Genomic DNA, 17597 nt, shown 5'->3' with positions numbered 1-17597 from the left:
GCAGCACGATGCTGGAGCGCGCGACGAGGACGATCAAAACCGCGGGCCTGCTGCTTGCGGCCTATTTCGTGCTCAACATCGTGCTGCGCATCGCGCTTCCGCATTCGCTGGAGCTCGACGAGGCAGAGCAATCCTTCTTCTCGCAATATCTGCTGGCGGGCTACGGCCCACAGCCGCCCTTCTACAACTGGATGCAATATGCCGTCGTTTCTGTGACGGGCATGTCGATCGGCGCGCTGATCGTGCCGAAGAACATCCTGCTCTTCCTGTGCTACCTTTTTTACGGCCTTGCCGGGCGCGAAGTCTTAAAGGATCAGGCGCTTGCCGCCATCGGCATGCTGGCGCTGATCACCCTGCCCCAGGTCTCCTTTATGGCCCAGCAGGATCTGACCCACACGACGGCGCTGCTCTTTGCCAGCGCATTGTTTCTCTACGGCTTCTTCCGCACGCTCGACCGGCCCGCTATCGGCAGCTATCTGCTGCTCGGGCTTGCCACGGGCATCGGGCTGATCTCGAAATATAATTTCGCGCTGATGCCGGCCGCTGCCTTGATCGCCATACTCCCGGATGCCGAATGGCGGCGCAGGGCGATCGACTGGCGCATGCTGGCGGCGATCGCCGTCGCGCTCGTCATCATCCTGCCGCACGCGATCTGGCTGCGGGACAATCTCGCATTCGCATCCTCCGATACTCTGGTGAAGATGGCCGCCGGCAACGAACCGGCCGGCATCGCGCGAGCCGGCAAAGGCCTCATCGCCTTTGTCGTCGCCATCATCGCCTTTGCGGCCCTGCCGGTCGCCATCTTCGCCGCCGCTTTCCGCCGGGATTTTGTTCGTGCCGTTTCGGCCGGCAACCGCTGGACCCGGATGATCGAGCGGATGATGCTCGCAAGCCTTGCCGGCATCGTTCTCATCGTGCTCTTCACCGGTTCCACCACCGTGCGCGAGCGCTGGCTCGACCCGTTCCTGCTGGTGCTGCCGATCTATTTCCTGGCGAAGATGCAGGCTGCCGGCATCGACCTTTCCGCGGGGCTGCGCCGCCTCCGGCCGGTACTGCCCGTGCTGATGGCTTGCGTGCTGATCGCGCTCGGCCTGCGTGTCGTCGGCGCCGGCCTGTTCGGCGTCTACGCGAGGCCGAACGTGCCGATGGCGGGCCTTTCCCGCGAGATGACGCGGCAGGCGGAACCGGCGCTGGTGATCGCCTCGGACACCTATATCGGCGGAAACATGCGGCTGCAATTTCCCGATGTGCCGGTGATCATCCCGGATTTTCCGGCACCGGGCATTCCCGCCTATGCCGAGGCGAAGGGACCGGTGCTGGTCGTCTGGCGCGGCAAGAAGACGGCGACGGCCGCCGATGCGGTCATGCCGGAACGGTTTTCGTCGGCACTGGCAACGGCGGGCATTGCGTCGCAGGAGATCGGCTCGCTGTCGCTTCCCTATTATTTCGGCCGCCAGGGCGATAATTTCGCGCTGGGCTATGCCTGGGTTCAGCCGGGGACCAGATAGATGACCGAAACCGACAGCCGCGACATCCGCTGGATTTTCGTCCTGCTGGCCGCCTATTTCGTGCTTCAGATCGGCGTGCGGCTGGCGACCTCGCATTCGCTCGATCTCGACGAGGCCGAACAGGCCTTCCGCTCGCAATGGCTTGCCGCCGGCTACGGCCCGCAGCCGCCCTTCTACAACTGGCTGCAATACACCGTCTTCCAATTTACAGGCGTGTCGCTTGCCGCACTTTCGGTGGTCAAGAACCTTCTGCTGTTCATCTCCTATCTGCTGTACGGCTTGACCGCACGGCTCGTCCTGCGCGACAGGGCGCTGGTGGCGATATCGACGCTGGGGCTGCTGACCATCCCGCAGATGGTTTTCGAGATGCAGCGCGACCTGACGCATACAGTCGCGGTATTCTTCTCGGCCAGCATCTTCTTCTACGGCTTCATCCGCAGCCTGAAGCAGCCGAGCCTTGCTTCCTATCTGATCGCCGGCATCGGCATCGGTTTCGGCCTGCTGGCCAAATATAATTTCGCAATCCTGCCGGCGGCAGCGCTGATTGCCGCGCTGGCGGATGCGCGTCTGCGGCAGCGCATCTTCGACCGGCGGCTGCTACTGACCGCTGTCGTGGCGCTTATCATCGTCCTGCCGCATCTCTTCTGGCTGAAGGACAATCTCGATTTCGCCACCGCCCGCACGCTGGAGAAGATGACCGCGAGCGGTGATGCGAGCTATTTCATGCAGGTCACCATGGGTGTCAGCTCGCTTGCTCTGGCCATCATCAGCTTTGCCGGATTGACCGTGGCGATCTTCGCCATCGTCTTCGGCAACGCTCTTCGCCCGGCGCTCACCGCCGGCTCGGAATGGACGCAGCTCATCGAGCGGATGATGCTCGTCTTCCTCATCGGCATTCTCTTTCTGATCGTCTTCGGCGGCGCGGCCGGCATCAAGGATCGCTGGCTGGTACCGATGCTCTTCATCCTGCCGCTCTATTTCTGCTTGAAGATCGAGGCCGCCGGCGTCACGACAGGTAGGGCCTTCCGGCGTTTCATGGTCGCCGTCGCCATCATCATGATCGGCGTACCGGCCGCCCTTTACGCCAGCGTCGCGGCGGCACGCTTTTCCGGTCATTACGAACGATTGAACAGGCCCTATGCCACGATGCTGGAAAGCTTGCGAAAACAGGCCGAGCCGGCGGCGATCCTCGCCGGCGACAGCCTGCTTGCCGGCAATCTCAGGCAGGATATTCCCGGCGCGCCGGTCCTCTCCGTCGATTATCCCGGTTTCAACCCCGATCTGACCGGCCGGCGACCACTTCTCCTCGTTTGGCTGATACCGCAGAAGGGCGGCAGCGAAGCACTCCCGCCTGATATGGCGCAATGGCTCCAAGCCAATCTCGGCGCATCCGCACCTGAGGGATTGGTGATCGACGTGCCCTATTTCTACAGGCGCGGCGACGACAGCTACCGTTTCGGCTATGCCTGGATCAACCAGCTGAACTGAGCGAAATCAGGATTTCAGCTCCTTCCAGGCCAAATCCAGCGCCAGCCTGGTAATCCTTGCCATCTCGTCCACCTCCGCATGGCTGATGACGAGCGGTGGCGAGGCGAGCATGCGGTCGCCGGTGGCGCGCAGCACGAGGCCGTTGGCGAGCGCGTGGTTGCGCACCAGCGCCCCGACCTGATCGGGTTTTTCAAAACGGGCGCGGGTGCTTTTGTCGGCGGCAAGCTGCAGGGCGCCCATCAGGCCGATGCTGACGGCCTCACCGACGAGATCATGATCAGCGAGCGCCGCCCAAGCCCTGCCGAAATAGGGGCCGATATCGTCGCGCACGCGTTCGACCAGTTTCTCCTCCTCGATGATGCACAGGTTTTCGAGGGCGGCGGCCGCACAGACCGGATGGCCGGAATAGGTGAAGCCGTGATTGAACTCGCCGACCTCGTTGATCAGCACATCGGCGATGCGGTCGCTGACGAGGACGCCGCCGATCGGCAGGTAGCCGGAGGACAGCCCCTTGGCTATCGGCGCGAGATCCGGCTCGACGCCGAAATGCTGGTGGCCGAACCAGGCGCCCAACCGGCCAAAACCGCAGATCACCTCGTCGGTTACCAACAGGATATTGCGCGCCTTGCAGATGCGGTCAATCTCCGGCCAATAGGTCTCGGGCGGGACGATGACGCCGGCAGCGCCTTGCACCGGCTCGGCGACGAAGGCCGCGACGTTCTCTTCGCCCAGTTCGTCGATCTTCGCTTCGAGCTCGCGGGCGACCTTGAGGCCGAATTCATCAGGCGAGAGATCGCCGCCCTCGCCGTACCAGTAAGGCTGGCCGATATGGACAATGCCCGGGATCGGCAGGTCGCCTTGCTCGTGCATATATTTCATGCCGCCAAGGCTGGCGCCGGCGACGGTCGAACCGTGATAGCCGTTCTTTCTCGCGATGACGATCTTCTTCGACGGCTTGCCGACGGCGCTCCAGTAAACACGGGCCATGCGGAACCAGGTGTCGTTCGCCTCCGAGCCGGAGCCGGTGAAGAAGATGTGGTTGAAACGCGGCCCGGCATGGGCGGTGACTTTCTGCGCTAGCAGCGTCGCCGGCGCCGAACTCGTGCCGAAGAAGGTGTTGTAATAGGGCAGCTCGTTCATCTGCCGTGCGACGGCCTCGGTGATTTCCCGGCGACCATAGCCGATATTGACGCACCAGAGGCCGGCAAAGCCGTCGAGATATTTCCTGCCGTGATTGTCGAAGATATGGACGCCCTCGCCGCGCTGGATGATGCGCGTGCCATCGGCATTCAGCTTCTTCATGTCGGCGAAGGGATGCAGGTGATGCGCGGCGTCGATCGCCTCAAGGTTCGGGGGTGGGGAAGTATCGGGCATAAGGTGAGGACCCTCGCGGATTGAAAGGCTGCTATCGATGGGATAGGAGCTTGGCCTTGTCCCGGAGGATTTTCAAGGTCATGGCGAGCGGCAGGATGGACGGCAAGACCGAGGGCGGCGACCCACGTTTCGAAATCCTGATCGTCGGCATGAACGGCGATCTGCGCGGCAAGCAGCTTCCATCAGGCGCCGAAGGCAAGGTCTGGGCCGGCGAAATCCGCCTGCCGACCTCGACGCAATCGCTCGACATCTGGGGCGACGACAATGACGACATCACCGGCCTGTCGCTGACGATCGGCGATCCGGACGGCAAGGTCATCCCCGACAGGCGCAGCCTGGCGCCGATGCCCTGGGCGCCCGAAGGCTCGATGCAGGTGCTTGCCACCATGCATGAATTCGACGGCAGCCCGAGCTTCATGGATCCGCGCGCCATCCTCGCTTCGGTGGTCGAGCGCTATGCGGCGCGCGGGCTGACGCCTGTCGTCGCCACCGAGCTGGAATTCTACGTGATGTCCGGCGACTGGCGCGAAACCGGGCGCCCTTCCCCGCCTGAAAGCCTCACCTATCGTGGCGAGCCGAACGGTTTCCAGCTCTACGACATGAGCGCAGTCGATGCGCTCGACGGCTATCTCAAGATGCTGAGGGCCTATGCGAAGGCGCAGGGACTGCCTGCGGATGCAACGACGGCGGAATTCGGCCCCGGCCAGTTCGAGGTCAACCTGCTGCATCGCCCCGATGCACTGGCGGCCGCCGACGATTGCCTCTACCTCAAGCGCATCGCCGAGCAGGCGGCGCGCCGCCACGGGCTGAAATCGACCTGCATGGCCAAGCCCTATTCCGACCATGCCGGCTCCGGCCTGCATGTGCATGCAAGCGTCATCGACAGCCAAGGCCGCAACATCCTCGACGCCAAGGGCGGCGAGCCGACGCGGCTGAAATCGGTCACGGCAGGCCTGCTCGACACGATGCGCGCAGCGCAACTGGTCTTCGCCCCCTTCGCCAATTCCTATCGCCGCTTCCAGCCGGGCTCGTTTGCACCTGTCGATCTGACCTGGGGCAACGGCCATCGCGGCACGGCGATCCGCATACCCGACAAGGACGGGCCGGCCGCCCGCATCGAGCACCGCGTCGCCGGCGCCGACGCCAATCCCTATCTGCTGCTGGCGGCGATCCTCGGCGGCATGCTGCTTGGCCTCGACGGCGAACTCGATCCCGGCGAGGAGACGACGCCCGCCCACACGCCTGCCGAGACGACACGGCTGACCCATGATTTCCTCAGCGCGGTCGAGACCTTCCGCACCTCGCCCTTCATCGCCGATACCTTCGGCGCACGCTATCAGGCGCTTTATGGCGACACCAAGCGCAAGGAAGCACTCGCGCATCTGCGCACCGTCTCGGATTTCGATTACCAAACCTATCTCCCGCGGCTCTAAAACTTGCGCCGCGGCCGACTTACGCGGCGGGCTCGCGCCGTTCGGCCTCATCCACCTGCGCTGCCAGGCCCTGCTTGACCAGAACCTTCAATTCGCCCGGATGCAGCCGGATCGAGACATTGCGTTCAAGCGGCAGCAGTTCGCCGTCCATCACGCAATTGGCCTTGGAGCGCAGTTTCGGGAAATGCAGTTGCACTTCGGCCGGGTGCATCACCATGACGTCGGCATTCTCGCGGACCTTGCCGCGCAGCATGTCGATGGCGAGGCGGGCGACACCGAGGGGCTTTAGCGGATTTGCCGTATAGAAGCCGAGTTCGCCGGTTCTGAGATTATCGGCGTAGAGCAGCGCATTCTCGCCGAAAGGATTGTTGGAGACCGAGATTGCCGACACCCAGCGGCGCTCCCGCATGCCGGCCGCCTCGAACTCGACTTCGAATTCCGGCGGATTGAACACGACACCCAAAGCCGCCTTCGTGCTCGCCCGGATCTTGCCCAGGCGGGAACGATAGCTGTAGGCGTTGCGGTAGCGCACCATGCGGGCGTGCAGGCCGGCGGAAAACTGGTGGATGAAGGGGCGTCCGTTGGCGCTGGCAATATCTACATTGTCGATCTCGCCGGTGGCAAGCACATCGAGCGCCTGCCAGATATCGAGCGGCACACGCAGCGAGCGGGCAAAAAGGTTCATAGTGCCGGCCGGCACGACGCCGAGCGCAATGCCGTTTTTCCAGGCGATCGATGCCGCGGCCGAAATCGTGCCGTCGCCGCCGCCGGCGACGATGCCGTCGATATCGTCACGCTTGGCCGCCCGCTCCATGGCGGGAATGATCTCCTTTCCGGAGAAGACGATGGCGTCGAAATCATGCCCCGCGTCGCGGAACGCCTCCTCCGCCCTCTTTTCGTAGGCCAGCATATCGGTGGTCCTGAAGGTGCCGCCGTCGCGATTGAAAAAGCCTACAAGCTTCATAAGGGCTCCCGTCCCTGGCGCGGAATTGTTCCTGCCTTTGCCTTGAGATGGTTGCGGCATCGGCGATTTCAAGCACAACCGCCTTTCCGAAGGAATGACTGAATTGCAAATATTGCAACGGACATATGCACATAGCAGGACGCTGCACTGCGAAAAATGCACTCGACGCCTGCCGGTACATCACGGATAGATCAGATATCGGAGAGATCGTCTCCACTTCCCGCCATAGACCACGATCGCCTCGCGGCCGCGCTTGCGCCTGAGGCCAATGCCAAGCAGCGACCGTCCCGAGGAGCGCTCATGAGTGAGATCGCCATCAATGATTCCATCGAAAGCCAGCCGGATGACGAGCTGCCATCGGCAACGACCGTCGCCCTGGTTCAGCTGGCGCTCGCCTGCGGCGGCTTCGGCATCGGCACCGGCGAATTCGCGATCATGGGGCTGCTGCCGAATGTCGCCGACACCTTCTCGGTGACGACGCCGCAGGCCGGCTACGTCATCAGCGCCTATGCGCTCGGCGTCGTCATCGGCGCGCCCGTTATCGCCGTGCTCGCCGCGAAAATGGCGCGCCGAACGCTGCTCCTAACGCTGATGCTGATCTTTGCCGCCGGCAATATATCCAGCGCCATGGCGCCGACCTTCGAAACCTTCACGCTGCTGCGCTTCGTCAGCGGCCTGCCGCATGGCGCCTATTTCGGCGTCGCGGCGCTGGTCGCCGCCTCGATGGTGCCGGTGCATCGCCGCGCGCGGGCCGTCGGCCGCGTCATGCTCGGCCTGACCGTCGCGACACTTCTCGGCACGCCCTTGACGACATTCTTCGGCCAGTCGCTCGACTGGCAGATCGCATTCTTCTCCGTCGGCATGCTCGGCCTGCTGACGGTAGTGCTGATCTGGTTCTACGTTCCCCAGGACAGGGTTTCCGAAGAGGCAAGCTTCCTGCGCGAACTCGGCGCCTTCCGCCGGCCGCAGGTATGGCTGACGCTCGGCATCGCCGCCGTCGGTTACGGCGGCATGTTTGCAATGTTCAGCTATATCGCCTCGACGACCACTCAGGTGGCGATGCTGCCGGAAACGGCCGTCCCGATCATGCTGGTACTGTTCGGCGTCGGCATGAATGCCGGCAATTTCATTGGCTCCTGGCTTGCCGACAAATCGCTGCTCGGCACGATCGGCGGCTCGCTCGTCTATAATATCGTCGTGCTGACCACCTTCTCGCTGACCGCCGCCAATCCCTATATGCTCGGCCTCTCGGTCTTCCTGGTCGGCTGCGGTTTTGCCGCCGGCCCGGCGCTGCAGACGCGGCTGATGGATGTCGCCGCCGACGCGCAGACGCTTGCCGCCGCCTCCAACCATTCCGCCTTCAATATCGCCAATGCGATCGGCGCCTGGCTCGGCGGCCTCGTCATCGCCTGGGGTTACGGTTTTGCCGCAACCGGCTATGTAGGCGCAGCACTTTCCTTCCTCGGCCTGTTCGTCTTCGCCGCCTCCGCACGGCTGGAGCGCCGCGCCGGCGCATAGAGCCCGTCTGACGCCATGCGCAGCTCACGCCCTTCAGGGCTGCAGAAGACGTAATCGTCGCCCCAGGCGGCGAGCGCGTCGACGACCGGCTTCAGCGTCATGCCGAGCGGCGTCATGGCATAATCGACATGCGGCGGCACGACGGGATAGACGGTGCGCGACACCAGCCCGGACTGTTCCAGTTCCCGCAGTTGCTTGGTCAGCATGCGCTGGGTGACGGCCGGCAGCTTGCGGCGCAGTTCATTGAAGCGCAACGTGCCCTGCATCAGGTGAAAGAGGATCACCCCCTTCCATTTGCCGTCGAGAAAACCCAGCGTCGCCTCCACAGGGCAACCGGGGAAATTCTTGATGAATTTGGCGCGGGGCAACGACATTTTTACAGTATCCTTTTTGGTACTATGTACAGAATTTGTGCATTCTTGCGCTGTTTCAGCATAGTGCGCATCTAGCCTCCGTGCAAAGAACACAGGAGTTTGCCATGCGCGCCGTTGCGTACAATAGCCCACAACCCATTACCGCCGAAACCTCGCTGATCGATATCGAGCTGCCGATACCGGAAGCCCGAGGCCACGACCTGCTGGTCGAGATCAAGGCCGTTTCCGTCAATCCAGCCGATGTCAAAATCCGCGCTCATGTGGCGCCGCCCACGGACGAGCCAAGGGTATTGGGCTGGGATGCCGCCGGCATCGTGAAGGCCGTCGGCGCCGACGTCACCCTGTTCAAGCTCGGCGACCAAGTGTTCTATTCGGGCGCCCTCGCCCGCCCCGGCACGAATGCCGAATTCCATCTCGTCGACGAGCGCATCGTCGGCGCCAAGCCGAAGAGCCTCGATTTCGCCGCCGCTGCAGCGCTGCCGCTGACCACGATCACCGCCTATGAGGCGCTGTTCGATCGGCTGAAGGTGCAAGATCCGGTTTCGGGTGCGGCGCGCTCCATCCTCATCATCGGCGGCGCCGGCGGGGTCGGCTCGATCGCCATTCAGATCGCTCGGGTGCTGACCGATCTCACCGTCATTGCCACGGCGTCGCGGCGTGAAACGCAGGACTGGGTGAAGGATCTCGGCGCCCATCACGTCATTGACCATTCCAGCCCGATCGCACCGCAGGTGGCAGCGCTCGGCATCGGCGCCCCGGGCTTCATCTTCTCGACGACGAACACCGATCTCCATATCAGCGACATCGTCGAAGTCATCGCGCCGCAGGGCCGCTTCGCGTTGATCGACAATCCGAAGACCCTCGATGTCGTGCCCTTCATGCGCAAGAGCGCCTCTATCCACTGGGAGCTGATGTTTACCCGTCCGCTCTTCGAAACGCCCGACATGATCGAGCAGCACAGGCTGTTGAACAGGATTTCCGAGCTCGTCGACGCCGGCAAGATCCGCACGACACTTTCCGAAACCATTGGCCCCATCAATGCGGCGAACCTGAAGAAAGCGCATGCGATGGTTGAAACGGGCCGGATGAAGGGCAAGGCGGTGCTTGCCGGGTTCTGAGACCCGGTCGCCCGTGCAAATACCTCTCTTGGAATGTTGCATCGCGAGGTGCGACATTCTGGCGTTAAGCATTTCTCCCGCTTGACTTATTCCGCGTTCGGGACCACCTAGCATGACACGTGGATGACACTTGTCTTCCACGGATTTTAACGGAGCCATCACTCAGATGCCAAGCGACAGTAGCAGTCGATTGCCTTTGCCGTACGCGGCCCTCGTGCGCTGACCGACTCCTGTCGGCTCGCCCGTTCGGGACGCTACGGCGGATCGACGGAAAGGCGAGCCTCAATGAACATCAATCGCTTCCCACTTCGGGCAGGCCATGCCGCCCGTGCCTTCATCAACAACAGCCGCGGTGCAACGATCGCCGAACGCGTCGATGCGTTGAACGCGCTTGCCGTCCAGGACGCCGGCCGTGTGCTGACCGGCATGCCGCTCGACTATGCCGTCAATATTCTCGACCGGCCGGAGCTTCGCAACGCCGCGCAGATCCTGGCGCTGGTCAGTGCCGAGGATGCCGCACGGCTGCTGCATGGCATGTCCAACGACCGTGTCGCCGACGTGCTGCTCGAACTCGACGGCGAGACCCGCGCCCGGCTGTTTGCTAGCCTCGACGAACCGGTGCGCATCGCGATCCAGCACCTGATGGGCTATCCGCCGCGCACGGCCGGCGGCATCATGACGACGGAGTTCGTCAGCGTGCCGATGAACTGGACGGTCGCCCAGACACTCGACCATGTGCGCCAGGTCGAACGCTCGCGCGAGACCGTCTATGCGATCTATGTGCTCGACGAGATCAGCCATGCGCTGATGCATGTGGTGACGCTGCGCCGCCTCATCACCGGCGAGCCTGATGCTTCCATCCTCACGGTGGCGCAGAAGGGCACGCCGGTTTCGGCCGATCCGCTGATGAAGCAGGAGGATGTCGCCCGGCTGATCCGCAAACACGACCTGCTCGCCCTGCCGGTGACCGACGAGCACGGGCAGATGCTCGGCATCGTCACCGTCGACGATGTGATTGACACGATGATCTCAGACACGACGGAAGCGGCCCAGAGGTTCGGCGGCATGGAGGCGCTCGGCCAGCCCTATATGAAGATCGGCTTCGCCGGCATGATCCGCAAGCGCGCCGGCTGGCTCGCCGCCCTGTTCCTCGGCGAGATGCTGACGGCAAGCGCCATGCAGCATTTCGAAGGCGAGCTGGAAAAGGCCGTGGTGCTGACGTTGTTCATCCCGCTGATCATGAGCTCGGGCGGCAATTCAGGTTCGCAGGCGACCTCGCTGATCATCCGGGCCTTGGCGCTCGGCGAGCTGAAGCTTTCGGACTGGTGGAAGGTGCTGCTGCGCGAACTTCCCACAGGCATCGTACTCGGCGCGATCCTCGGCCTCGTCGGCTTCACGCGCATCGTCTTCTGGCAGTCGGCCGGGCTCTACGACTACGGCCCGCACTGGCAGATGGTCGCCATCACGGTGTTTGCCGCCCTGATCGGGATCGTCACCTTCGGCTCGATCTGCGGCTCGATGCTGCCTTTCGTGCTGCAGAAGCTCCGGCTCGATCCGGCGAGCGCCTCAGCCCCCTTCGTCGCCACGCTCGTCGATGTCACCGGGCTCGTCATCTACTTCTCGGTGGCGCTGCTCATCCTCAGCGGGACGCTGCTGTAGCACCCAAGACCCCTCGCCAACCCCTGCCCACAAGGGGAGGGGCTTAAACTGCCGCACCCGCATCCCAAATATTGACCCTTGGTGGGGAGCGAGACGGTGCCCCAGATTAGTCCCTCCCGCTTGTGGGGAGGGGTTTTTATTAGCGAGAAAAACTATTGGGAAATCATCTTCCCTCGGGCAGCTTCAACGGTCCGTGTGTCTTGATGCTGCGGATGGCGAAGTTCGAGCGGATGTCGCTGACATTCGGGAGCGTCAGAAGCGTTTCCGTCAGAAGCCGCTCGTAGGCGGCAAGATCCTCCACCACCACTTCGGCGAGGAAATCGGCGGTGCCCGAAATCAGGAAGCAGGAGACGATTTCGGGGATGGCGAGCAACGCCTTCTGCTGCGCCTCGGAATTCTCGCGGCTGTGATGAACGACCTTGAACTCGACGAAGACGGTCAGGCCGAGCCCGACTTCCTTGCGGTCGATATCGGCCGTGTAGCCGCGGATGATGCCGGAGCGTTCGAGATTGCGGATGCGGCGCAGGCAGGGCGACGGCGAAAGGTTCACCTTCTCGGCGATCTCGACATTGGTCGCCCGCGCATCCTCCTGCAGGCACTTCAGTATGGCGATATCGAATTTATCGAGATTTGGCATTTTCGCGATCCCCGTTGGCGTCGTTTGGCAGAAGATTGCGCGTAGCATGATTTTTGAGCCAGAGATAGCAAGGACATGCCCTGCCCTCTCGAACTAATCTTCTCCTCGACCGGAACGCTCCGGATGAAGGAAGGGACAGGACGATGAGCACGATTGCATTTACGAACGACAAGTCGCCATCGCAGGCACTGGGTTATGCCGGCGGCACCGTTACCGTACTGATCTGGGCGACATGGTTTCTTGTCACCCGCCACAGCGCCGCAACGCCGCTCGGCTCGATCGACATCGGGCTAATCCGCTTCGGAATTCCCGCACTAGTGCTGTCGCCGGTCTGGCTGAAGACCGGGCTGCTGCCGAAGTCCGTGCCGCTGCATCTGCTGGCGATCATGGTGTCCGGCTCGGGCGCCGTCTTCTTCCTGCTGACCACGCTGGCAATTCATTCGACGCCGGCTGCCTCTTCGGGCATTCTGCTCGGCGGCTCGATGCCGCTCGCTGCGGCGCTGATCGGTATAACCCTGTTTGGCGAAAGACCCGACACCACCCGCATCGCCGGGCTCGCCGCGATCGTCGCCGGCGTGCTGATCCTGCTCACGCACAGCCTCGCGGATGCCTCGCTGCCATGGACGAGCTTCCTGCTGCTCCCGGCCGGCGCTTTTCTGTGGGCGAGCTATACGCATGCCTTCCGCCGCTCGGGCCTGACGGCCGTGCAGGCAAGCGCGCTAATCGCCGTCTGGTCCTTCCTGATCATGGGCGTGCTTGCCCTCATCTTCGGCATCTCCCTGCCGCAGGCGCCTCTCCCGGAAATCGGCCTGCAGGTGCTAAGCCAGGGCGTTCTTTCCGGCCTCGTCGCCATGGTCGCCTACGGCACCGCCGTCAGAACACTCGGGGGAACACAGGCCGCCGCCTTCACGGCGCTGACACCGGTGCTGGCGACGCTGGGCGGTGGCTTCCTGCTTGGCGAACCGATCGGGCTAACGGAAATCAGCGCCGCCGTGATCACCGGCATCGGCGTGGCACTTTCCACCGGGATCGCCGCCCGGCACCGCTGACCGCCAGCCGGACCTAACAAAGTCGAAAGTCGCCGACAGCCATCGCTGCGGCGGCTCTTTCAATGAAACTGATTTGGACCGCTCAGGCCTGGATGACGACGACCCTGGCGCCGACTTCGACACGGCTATAGAGGTCGATCACGTCATGGTTCATCATGCGGATACAGCCGCTCGACATGGCGAGACCGATTGATTGCGGCTGGTTGGTGCCGTGAATGCGGAAATGCGTGTCGCCGCCGCCGCGATAGAGATACATGGCACGTGCGCCGAGCGGATTGTTCGGGCCGCCCGGCATGCCGCCAGCGAGTTTGCGATAGCGCTCTTCGCGACGCTGCATGTTTTCGGTGGGCGTCCAGCTCGGCCATTCCGCCTTGCGGCCGATATAGGCGTTGCCGGCAAAGGCCAACCCCTCGCGGCCAACACCGACGCCGTAGCGCACCGCCCGGCCGTCGCCGAGGACATAGTAGGCGCGCCGTGCCGGGGTATCGACGATCACCGTGCCCGCTGCATGGGTGGTTTCATAGGCCACTTCCTGGCGGCGGAGCTCCGGCTTGATCTTGTCGATCGGCACCTGCTTCAACGGGAATTTTTCATCCGGAAGTGCGGCGTAATTCGTCTGGCTGTTGAGGCCGGTCGAGGAGCAGCCGGCGACAAAAAGCGGCAGAGCGATCAGAAAGCCCCGGCGGGAGATCGTCATGAAATGTGTCCTTAGTGCGTCAACAAGATGTCGCAAGCTAAGGAAATTATGGTTAACGAACGGCTAACGGCAGCCCGCAGCAAGTGACCACGAAGGCGGCAGCACCTAAAAATTGTCGGCGGTGGGGATAATCCGCCTCACATATTCGGATATACCGGCCCCTCGCCGCCCTGCGGCGGCACCCAGTTGATGTTCTGGTTGGGGTCCTTGATGTCGCAGGTCTTGCAGTGGACGCAGTTCTGGGCGTTGATGACGAAGGTCTCCTGCCCGTCCTTCTCCACCCATTCATAGACCCCGGCCGGACAGTAACGCGTCGACAGGCCGGCATAGATATCGTGTTCCGAACGCTTCTGCAGGCCCATGTCCTTGACCTGCAGATGCACCGGCTGATCCTCCTCGTGATTGGTGTTCGACAGGAACACCGAGGACAGGCGGTCGAAGGTCAGGACGCCATCGGGCTTCGGGTAGGCGATCGGCTTGTGCTGCGCGGCTGGCTCCAGCGACTGCGCATCGGTCTTGCCGTGACCAAGCGTGCCGAAGAAAGAAAAGCCGAACAAGGTGTTGGTCCACATGTCGAGACCGCCGAGCGCCACGCCGAGCGCGGTGCCGAATTTCGACCACAGCGGCTTGACGTTGCGCACCCGCTTGAGATCCTTGCCGATGTCGCCCTGGCGCCATTCGTTTTCGATCTCGACGACCTCGTCATGGCTGCGGCCGGCTGTGATGGCGGCGGCGATCTTCTCGGCCGCCAGCATGCCCGACAGCACCGCATTGTGGCTGCCCTTGATGCGGGGAACGTTGACCAGACCGGCCGAACAGCCGATCAGCGCTCCGCCCGGGAAGGAAAGCTTCGGCACCGACTGGTAGCCGCCCTCGGTGATGGCGCGGGCGCCATAGGAAAGCCGCTTGCCGCCCTCGAAGGTGCCGCGGATCGCCGGATGGGTCTTGAAGCGCTGGAACTCCTCGAAGGGATACAGATAGGGGTTCTTGTAGTTCAAATGGACGACGAAGCCGACGGCGACCAGATTGTCTTCCAGGTGATAGAGGAAGGATCCACCGCCGGTCTTCATCCCCAGCGGCCAGCCGAAGGAATGCTGCACCAGGCCCTGTTTGTGGTTTTCCGGCTTGACCTGCCATAGCTCCTTAATGCCGATCCCGAACTTTTGCGGTTCGCGGTCCTTCTGCAGATCGAATTTGGCAATCAGCTGCTTGGCGAGCGAGCCGCGCACGCCCTCGCCGATCAGCACATATTTGCCGAGCAGTTCCATGCCACGGGTATAGTTCGGGCCGGGCTCGCCGTTCTTCTCGATGCCCATGTCGCCGGTGGCGACGCCGATGACCGCGCCCTTATCATTATAGAGCACTTCGGTGGCGGCAAAGCCCGGGTAGATCTCGACGCCGAGCTCCTCCGCCTTACCAGCCAGCCAGCGACAGACGAGCCCGAGCGAGACGATGTAGTTGCCGTGATTGTTCATCAGCGGCGGCATCAAAAAATTCGGCAGCCGGATCGAGCCGGCAGGACCGAGCAGCAGGAAGTGGTCGGCATTGACCTCGGTCTTGAAGGGATGGTCGGTTTCCTGGCGCCAGCCGGGCAGCAGTCGATCGATGCCGATCGGATCGACAACTGCGCCCGAGAGAATATGGGCCCCGACTTCCGAGCCCTTCTCCAGCACGACGACCGACAGTTCCGGATTGACCTGCTTCAGCCGGATCGCCGCCGAAAGACCGGCCGGACCCGCCCCGACGATCACCACGTCGAATTCCATGCTTTCGCGTTCGGGCAACTCAGTCGTCTCAGTCATTCACTCGTCTCCGCTTGGCGGCACGCGGCCGTCATCCTCATAAGCACTTTCTTGTCAAAACGAGAAAGCGTTGTCGAGCCGGGATACGACAGCCAATCTTCAATTCGCACAATGATATGCCTTGTGCGTTGAAATTATATGACGCTTACGTCAACGTCAATTAGCGAACGCCGCCGAACCGTCACACTCCCTTTCCTTTTCCGCCGATTGCGCCTTATACAACGCTCGAACAGTTTGGAGGACTACCATGGATCTCGGCATCGAAGGCAAACGGGCGCTCGTCCTCGCCTCCTCACGTGGCCTCGGCCTCGGCATCGCCACGGCACTGGCGCGCGAAGGCGCGAATGTGCTGCTTTGCGGGCGCAGCGGCGAGCAGCTGGAGGCCAATTGCAAGGCAATCAACTGCGAAGGCAAAGGCCGGGCCGACTGGATCTGGGCCGACCTCGGGGACGAACGCTTCGTCGAAACAGTGACGAGCGCAGTGAGGGAGAAGTTCGGCGGGCTCGATATCCTCGTCAACAATACCGGCGGGCCGACGCCCGGCACGACCGAGGACATGACGGGTGAAAAGCTCGAGACCTATTTCCTCTCGATGGTCGCCCGCGTCATCACGCTGACCAATGCGCTGCTGCCCGGCATGAAGGCACAGGGCTGGGGTCGCATCCTGACGGTCGCCTCCTCAGGCGTGATCGAGCCGATCGCCAATCTGGCGCTGTCGAATACGCTGCGTCCGGCACTTGCCGGCTGGAGCAAGACACTTGCCTCCGAAGTGGCGGGCTTCGGCGTTACCACCAACCTGCTGTTGCCGGGCAGCATCCTCACGGGCCGTCTCGACGATCTCGACGGGGCGGCGGCAAAGCGGACCGGCAAGAGCCTCGAAGAAATCCGCAGCGACAAGGAAGCGCGCATTCCGGTCGGCCGCTACGGCCGGGTGGAGGAATTTGCCGCAGCGGCTGCCTTCCTGTGCAGCCAGCCGGCAAGTTACATCACCGGCTCGCTGATCCGCTGCGACGGCGGCGCGGCCCGATCCGTCTGACAGTATTTCAGCCGGCGTGGGCCGCTATGGCCGCCCAACTGGCGGCATTTTGGACCATCGATCCAACATGAGCCGGATCGTCGGCAAGCTCGGCGAGCTCGGACAAACGGTGGAAGCCCGTCAGGATCGCGATGCGCCGCCGGTCGAGTCTGCGTCCGGTCAGCATTTCATAGGCTGATATGATGCGGGCGGTTAGGTCGGGCGAGATGAAGTTCGAGTAGATGAATTCCTGGTGCAACGGCCCGAAGCCCGAATCGGCGAAATCGTAAATGCCATTGAGCCTTCCTTGCGCATGGTTGAAGGCCATGTTCCAGCCATGACCGTCGAAAAAGCCGTAGATGTTGCCGTGGGGATCGGGCGGCAAGGTTTCGAAATCGATAATAAGGGCCTCGGCAAAGCTCCTGATCTCGGGCGGCAACAGCGGTAAAGCCTTTTCTCGCACCGTCTCGGGCGATTGCCAGGGCTGGATCGGCCCGGCGCCGGCCGAGCGCATGCGATCGGCATCGAGCACATGCAACTCGGCGTAAAAGCGTGCCAGATCGTCCGCAAGGTGCTGACGATTGCCTTCGCCAAGCGCATCGTAATCTTCGGCAATGAGATGTTCGCCGTCGATCTTGGCGTGGCTGGAGAAGATCGGCGGCCCGTCGTGAATGTGCATATCGGGAACCGCCATCGACAGCGACGGCCTGATGATGTCGAGCAAGGCGGCTTCCTTGACAAGCGCTCTTTCCGCGCCTGAATGACGGGGAAATTTGAAGATCAGCGTGTCGTCGACGTCGACGGCAAGCGAATCCCAGCCCTTCGCCGCCAGCTTGAAGGCGGAGCCCGTGAGTTTAGGAAACACGCTTATGATGAGAGAGCGAAATTCGCTGGCGTTCAACTCGGTCATGACCGACCTGCTTTCTCTGGTTTTTTCCCGTGTTTTTCGCCGGGCAACGAA

At 62.8% G+C, this 17597-nt stretch carries 15 protein-coding genes; 8 read left to right on the top strand and 7 right to left on the bottom strand.

All coding sequences use genetic code 11. The features are described 5' to 3' along the window. Positions 1-8: 8 nt before the first annotated feature. Together K6N12_RS06880 and K6N12_RS06875 are read left to right on the top strand one after the other, a co-directional pair. A complete protein-coding gene (locus K6N12_RS06880) occupies positions 9-1508 on the top strand; it encodes a glycosyltransferase family 39 protein (RefSeq protein ID WP_097629487.1) in 1500 nt (499 codons plus the stop codon). Further along, positions 1509-2996 (top strand): ArnT family glycosyltransferase, encoded by a 1488-nt coding sequence (locus K6N12_RS06875; protein ID WP_097629486.1) that lies wholly within the window; start codon positions 1509-1511, stop codon positions 2994-2996. 6 nt (positions 2997-3002) lie between these two features. Here K6N12_RS06875 and K6N12_RS06870 read toward each other — a convergent pair whose 3' ends face one another. Continuing rightward, entirely contained in the window at positions 3003-4370 is a 1368-nt protein-coding gene (locus tag K6N12_RS06870; RefSeq protein ID WP_097629485.1) for an aspartate aminotransferase family protein, read from the bottom strand. A gap of 80 nt (positions 4371-4450) precedes the next feature. On the opposite strand from K6N12_RS06870, the gene K6N12_RS06865 reads away from it, so the two are divergent. Then, positions 4451-5803, top strand: coding sequence for a glutamine synthetase family protein (locus K6N12_RS06865; protein ID WP_097629484.1), 1353 nt, complete (start codon positions 4451-4453; stop codon positions 5801-5803). Between the two features lie 19 nt (positions 5804-5822). Here K6N12_RS06865 and K6N12_RS06860 read toward each other — a convergent pair whose 3' ends face one another. Continuing rightward, positions 5823-6767, bottom strand: a complete 945-nt coding sequence (locus tag K6N12_RS06860; RefSeq protein WP_097629483.1) for a diacylglycerol/lipid kinase family protein — start codon at positions 6765-6767, stop codon at positions 5823-5825. A 300-nt stretch (positions 6768-7067) separates the two neighbouring features. Here K6N12_RS06860 and K6N12_RS06855 point away from each other — a divergent pair, with 300 nt between their 5' ends. Next, the gene (locus tag K6N12_RS06855; protein ID WP_131711782.1) at positions 7068-8285 is read left to right on the top strand and encodes an MFS transporter; all 1218 of its coding nucleotides are present in this window, start codon (positions 7068-7070) and stop codon (positions 8283-8285) included. Here the strand turns inward: K6N12_RS06855 and K6N12_RS06850 are convergent. Next, complete coding sequence (locus K6N12_RS06850; RefSeq protein WP_097629481.1) at positions 8204-8659, bottom strand: winged helix-turn-helix transcriptional regulator; 456 nt, start codon at positions 8657-8659, stop codon at positions 8204-8206. The two genes, K6N12_RS06855 and K6N12_RS06850, sit on opposite strands and share 82 nt — an antisense overlap. A gap of 104 nt (positions 8660-8763) precedes the next feature. On the opposite strand from K6N12_RS06850, the gene K6N12_RS06845 reads away from it, so the two are divergent. Together K6N12_RS06845 and mgtE are read left to right on the top strand one after the other, a co-directional pair. After that, positions 8764-9777 carry a zinc-binding alcohol dehydrogenase family protein gene (locus K6N12_RS06845; protein ID WP_097629480.1) on the top strand — a complete coding sequence of 338 codons (1014 nt, stop codon included), beginning with the start codon at positions 8764-8766 and terminating at the stop codon, positions 9775-9777. Positions 9778-10062: 285 nt separating this feature from the next. Further along, entirely contained in the window at positions 10063-11436 is a 1374-nt protein-coding gene (gene mgtE / locus K6N12_RS06840) for a magnesium transporter (RefSeq protein ID WP_097629479.1), read from the top strand. A gap of 163 nt (positions 11437-11599) precedes the next feature. On the opposite strand, the gene K6N12_RS06835 is transcribed toward mgtE, so the two are convergent. Continuing rightward, positions 11600-12121 (bottom strand): Lrp/AsnC family transcriptional regulator, encoded by a 522-nt coding sequence (locus K6N12_RS06835; RefSeq protein ID WP_179867185.1) that lies wholly within the window; start codon positions 12119-12121, stop codon positions 11600-11602. Between the two features lie 95 nt (positions 12122-12216). Here K6N12_RS06835 and K6N12_RS06830 point away from each other — a divergent pair, with 95 nt between their 5' ends. Then, entirely contained in the window at positions 12217-13122 is a 906-nt protein-coding gene (locus tag K6N12_RS06830; protein ID WP_097629478.1) for a DMT family transporter, read from the top strand. Positions 13123-13204: 82 nt separating this feature from the next. Here K6N12_RS06830 and K6N12_RS06825 read toward each other — a convergent pair whose 3' ends face one another. Together K6N12_RS06825 and K6N12_RS06820 are read right to left on the bottom strand one after the other, a co-directional pair. Further along, complete coding sequence (locus K6N12_RS06825) at positions 13205-13819, bottom strand: L,D-transpeptidase (protein ID WP_097629477.1); 615 nt, start codon at positions 13817-13819, stop codon at positions 13205-13207. Positions 13820-13956: 137 nt separating this feature from the next. Further along, positions 13957-15621 (bottom strand): electron transfer flavoprotein-ubiquinone oxidoreductase, encoded by a 1665-nt coding sequence (locus K6N12_RS06820; RefSeq protein ID WP_097629476.1) that lies wholly within the window; start codon positions 15619-15621, stop codon positions 13957-13959. A 247-nt stretch (positions 15622-15868) separates the two neighbouring features. Between K6N12_RS06820 and K6N12_RS06815 the strand changes: the two genes are divergently transcribed. Beyond that, positions 15869-16657, top strand: a complete 789-nt coding sequence (locus tag K6N12_RS06815) for an SDR family oxidoreductase (protein ID WP_097629475.1) — start codon at positions 15869-15871, stop codon at positions 16655-16657. 7 nt (positions 16658-16664) lie between these two features. On the opposite strand, the gene K6N12_RS06810 is transcribed toward K6N12_RS06815, so the two are convergent. Continuing rightward, positions 16665-17546, bottom strand: a complete 882-nt coding sequence (locus tag K6N12_RS06810) for a phosphotransferase family protein (RefSeq protein ID WP_097629474.1) — start codon at positions 17544-17546, stop codon at positions 16665-16667. Positions 17547-17597 lie beyond the last annotated feature (51 nt).

This window comes from Rhizobium redzepovicii (assembly GCF_019793435.1).
Lineage (GTDB): Bacteria > Pseudomonadota > Alphaproteobacteria > Rhizobiales > Rhizobiaceae > Rhizobium > Rhizobium redzepovicii.
Note: the sequence above shows the minus strand (reverse complement) of the source record. Positions and strands in the feature narration are given on the sequence as shown.

Coding starts and splice junctions, on each gene's coding strand:
- K6N12_RS06825 (WP_097629477.1), bottom strand. CDS start 13,819: ATGACGATCTCCCGCCGGGGCTTTCTGATCGCTCTGCCGCTTTTTGTC.
- K6N12_RS06835 (WP_179867185.1), bottom strand. CDS start 12,121: ATGCTACGCGCAATCTTCTGCCAAACGACGCCAACGGGGATCGCGAAA.
- K6N12_RS06855 (WP_131711782.1), top strand. CDS start 7,068: ATGAGTGAGATCGCCATCAATGATTCCATCGAAAGCCAGCCGGATGAC.
- K6N12_RS06850 (WP_097629481.1), bottom strand. CDS start 8,659: ATGTCGTTGCCCCGCGCCAAATTCATCAAGAATTTCCCCGGTTGCCCT.
- mgtE (WP_097629479.1), top strand. CDS start 10,063: ATGAACATCAATCGCTTCCCACTTCGGGCAGGCCATGCCGCCCGTGCC.
- K6N12_RS06810 (WP_097629474.1), bottom strand. CDS start 17,546: ATGACCGAGTTGAACGCCAGCGAATTTCGCTCTCTCATCATAAGCGTG.
- K6N12_RS06870 (WP_097629485.1), bottom strand. CDS start 4,370: ATGCCCGATACTTCCCCACCCCCGAACCTTGAGGCGATCGACGCCGCG.
- K6N12_RS06865 (WP_097629484.1), top strand. CDS start 4,451: ATGGCGAGCGGCAGGATGGACGGCAAGACCGAGGGCGGCGACCCACGT.
- K6N12_RS06875 (WP_097629486.1), top strand. CDS start 1,509: ATGACCGAAACCGACAGCCGCGACATCCGCTGGATTTTCGTCCTGCTG.
- K6N12_RS06830 (WP_097629478.1), top strand. CDS start 12,217: ATGAGCACGATTGCATTTACGAACGACAAGTCGCCATCGCAGGCACTG.
- K6N12_RS06815 (WP_097629475.1), top strand. CDS start 15,869: ATGGATCTCGGCATCGAAGGCAAACGGGCGCTCGTCCTCGCCTCCTCA.
- K6N12_RS06820 (WP_097629476.1), bottom strand. CDS start 15,621: ATGACTGAGACGACTGAGTTGCCCGAACGCGAAAGCATGGAATTCGAC.
- K6N12_RS06860 (WP_097629483.1), bottom strand. CDS start 6,767: ATGAAGCTTGTAGGCTTTTTCAATCGCGACGGCGGCACCTTCAGGACC.
- K6N12_RS06845 (WP_097629480.1), top strand. CDS start 8,764: ATGCGCGCCGTTGCGTACAATAGCCCACAACCCATTACCGCCGAAACC.
- K6N12_RS06880 (WP_097629487.1), top strand. CDS start 9: ATGCTGGAGCGCGCGACGAGGACGATCAAAACCGCGGGCCTGCTGCTT.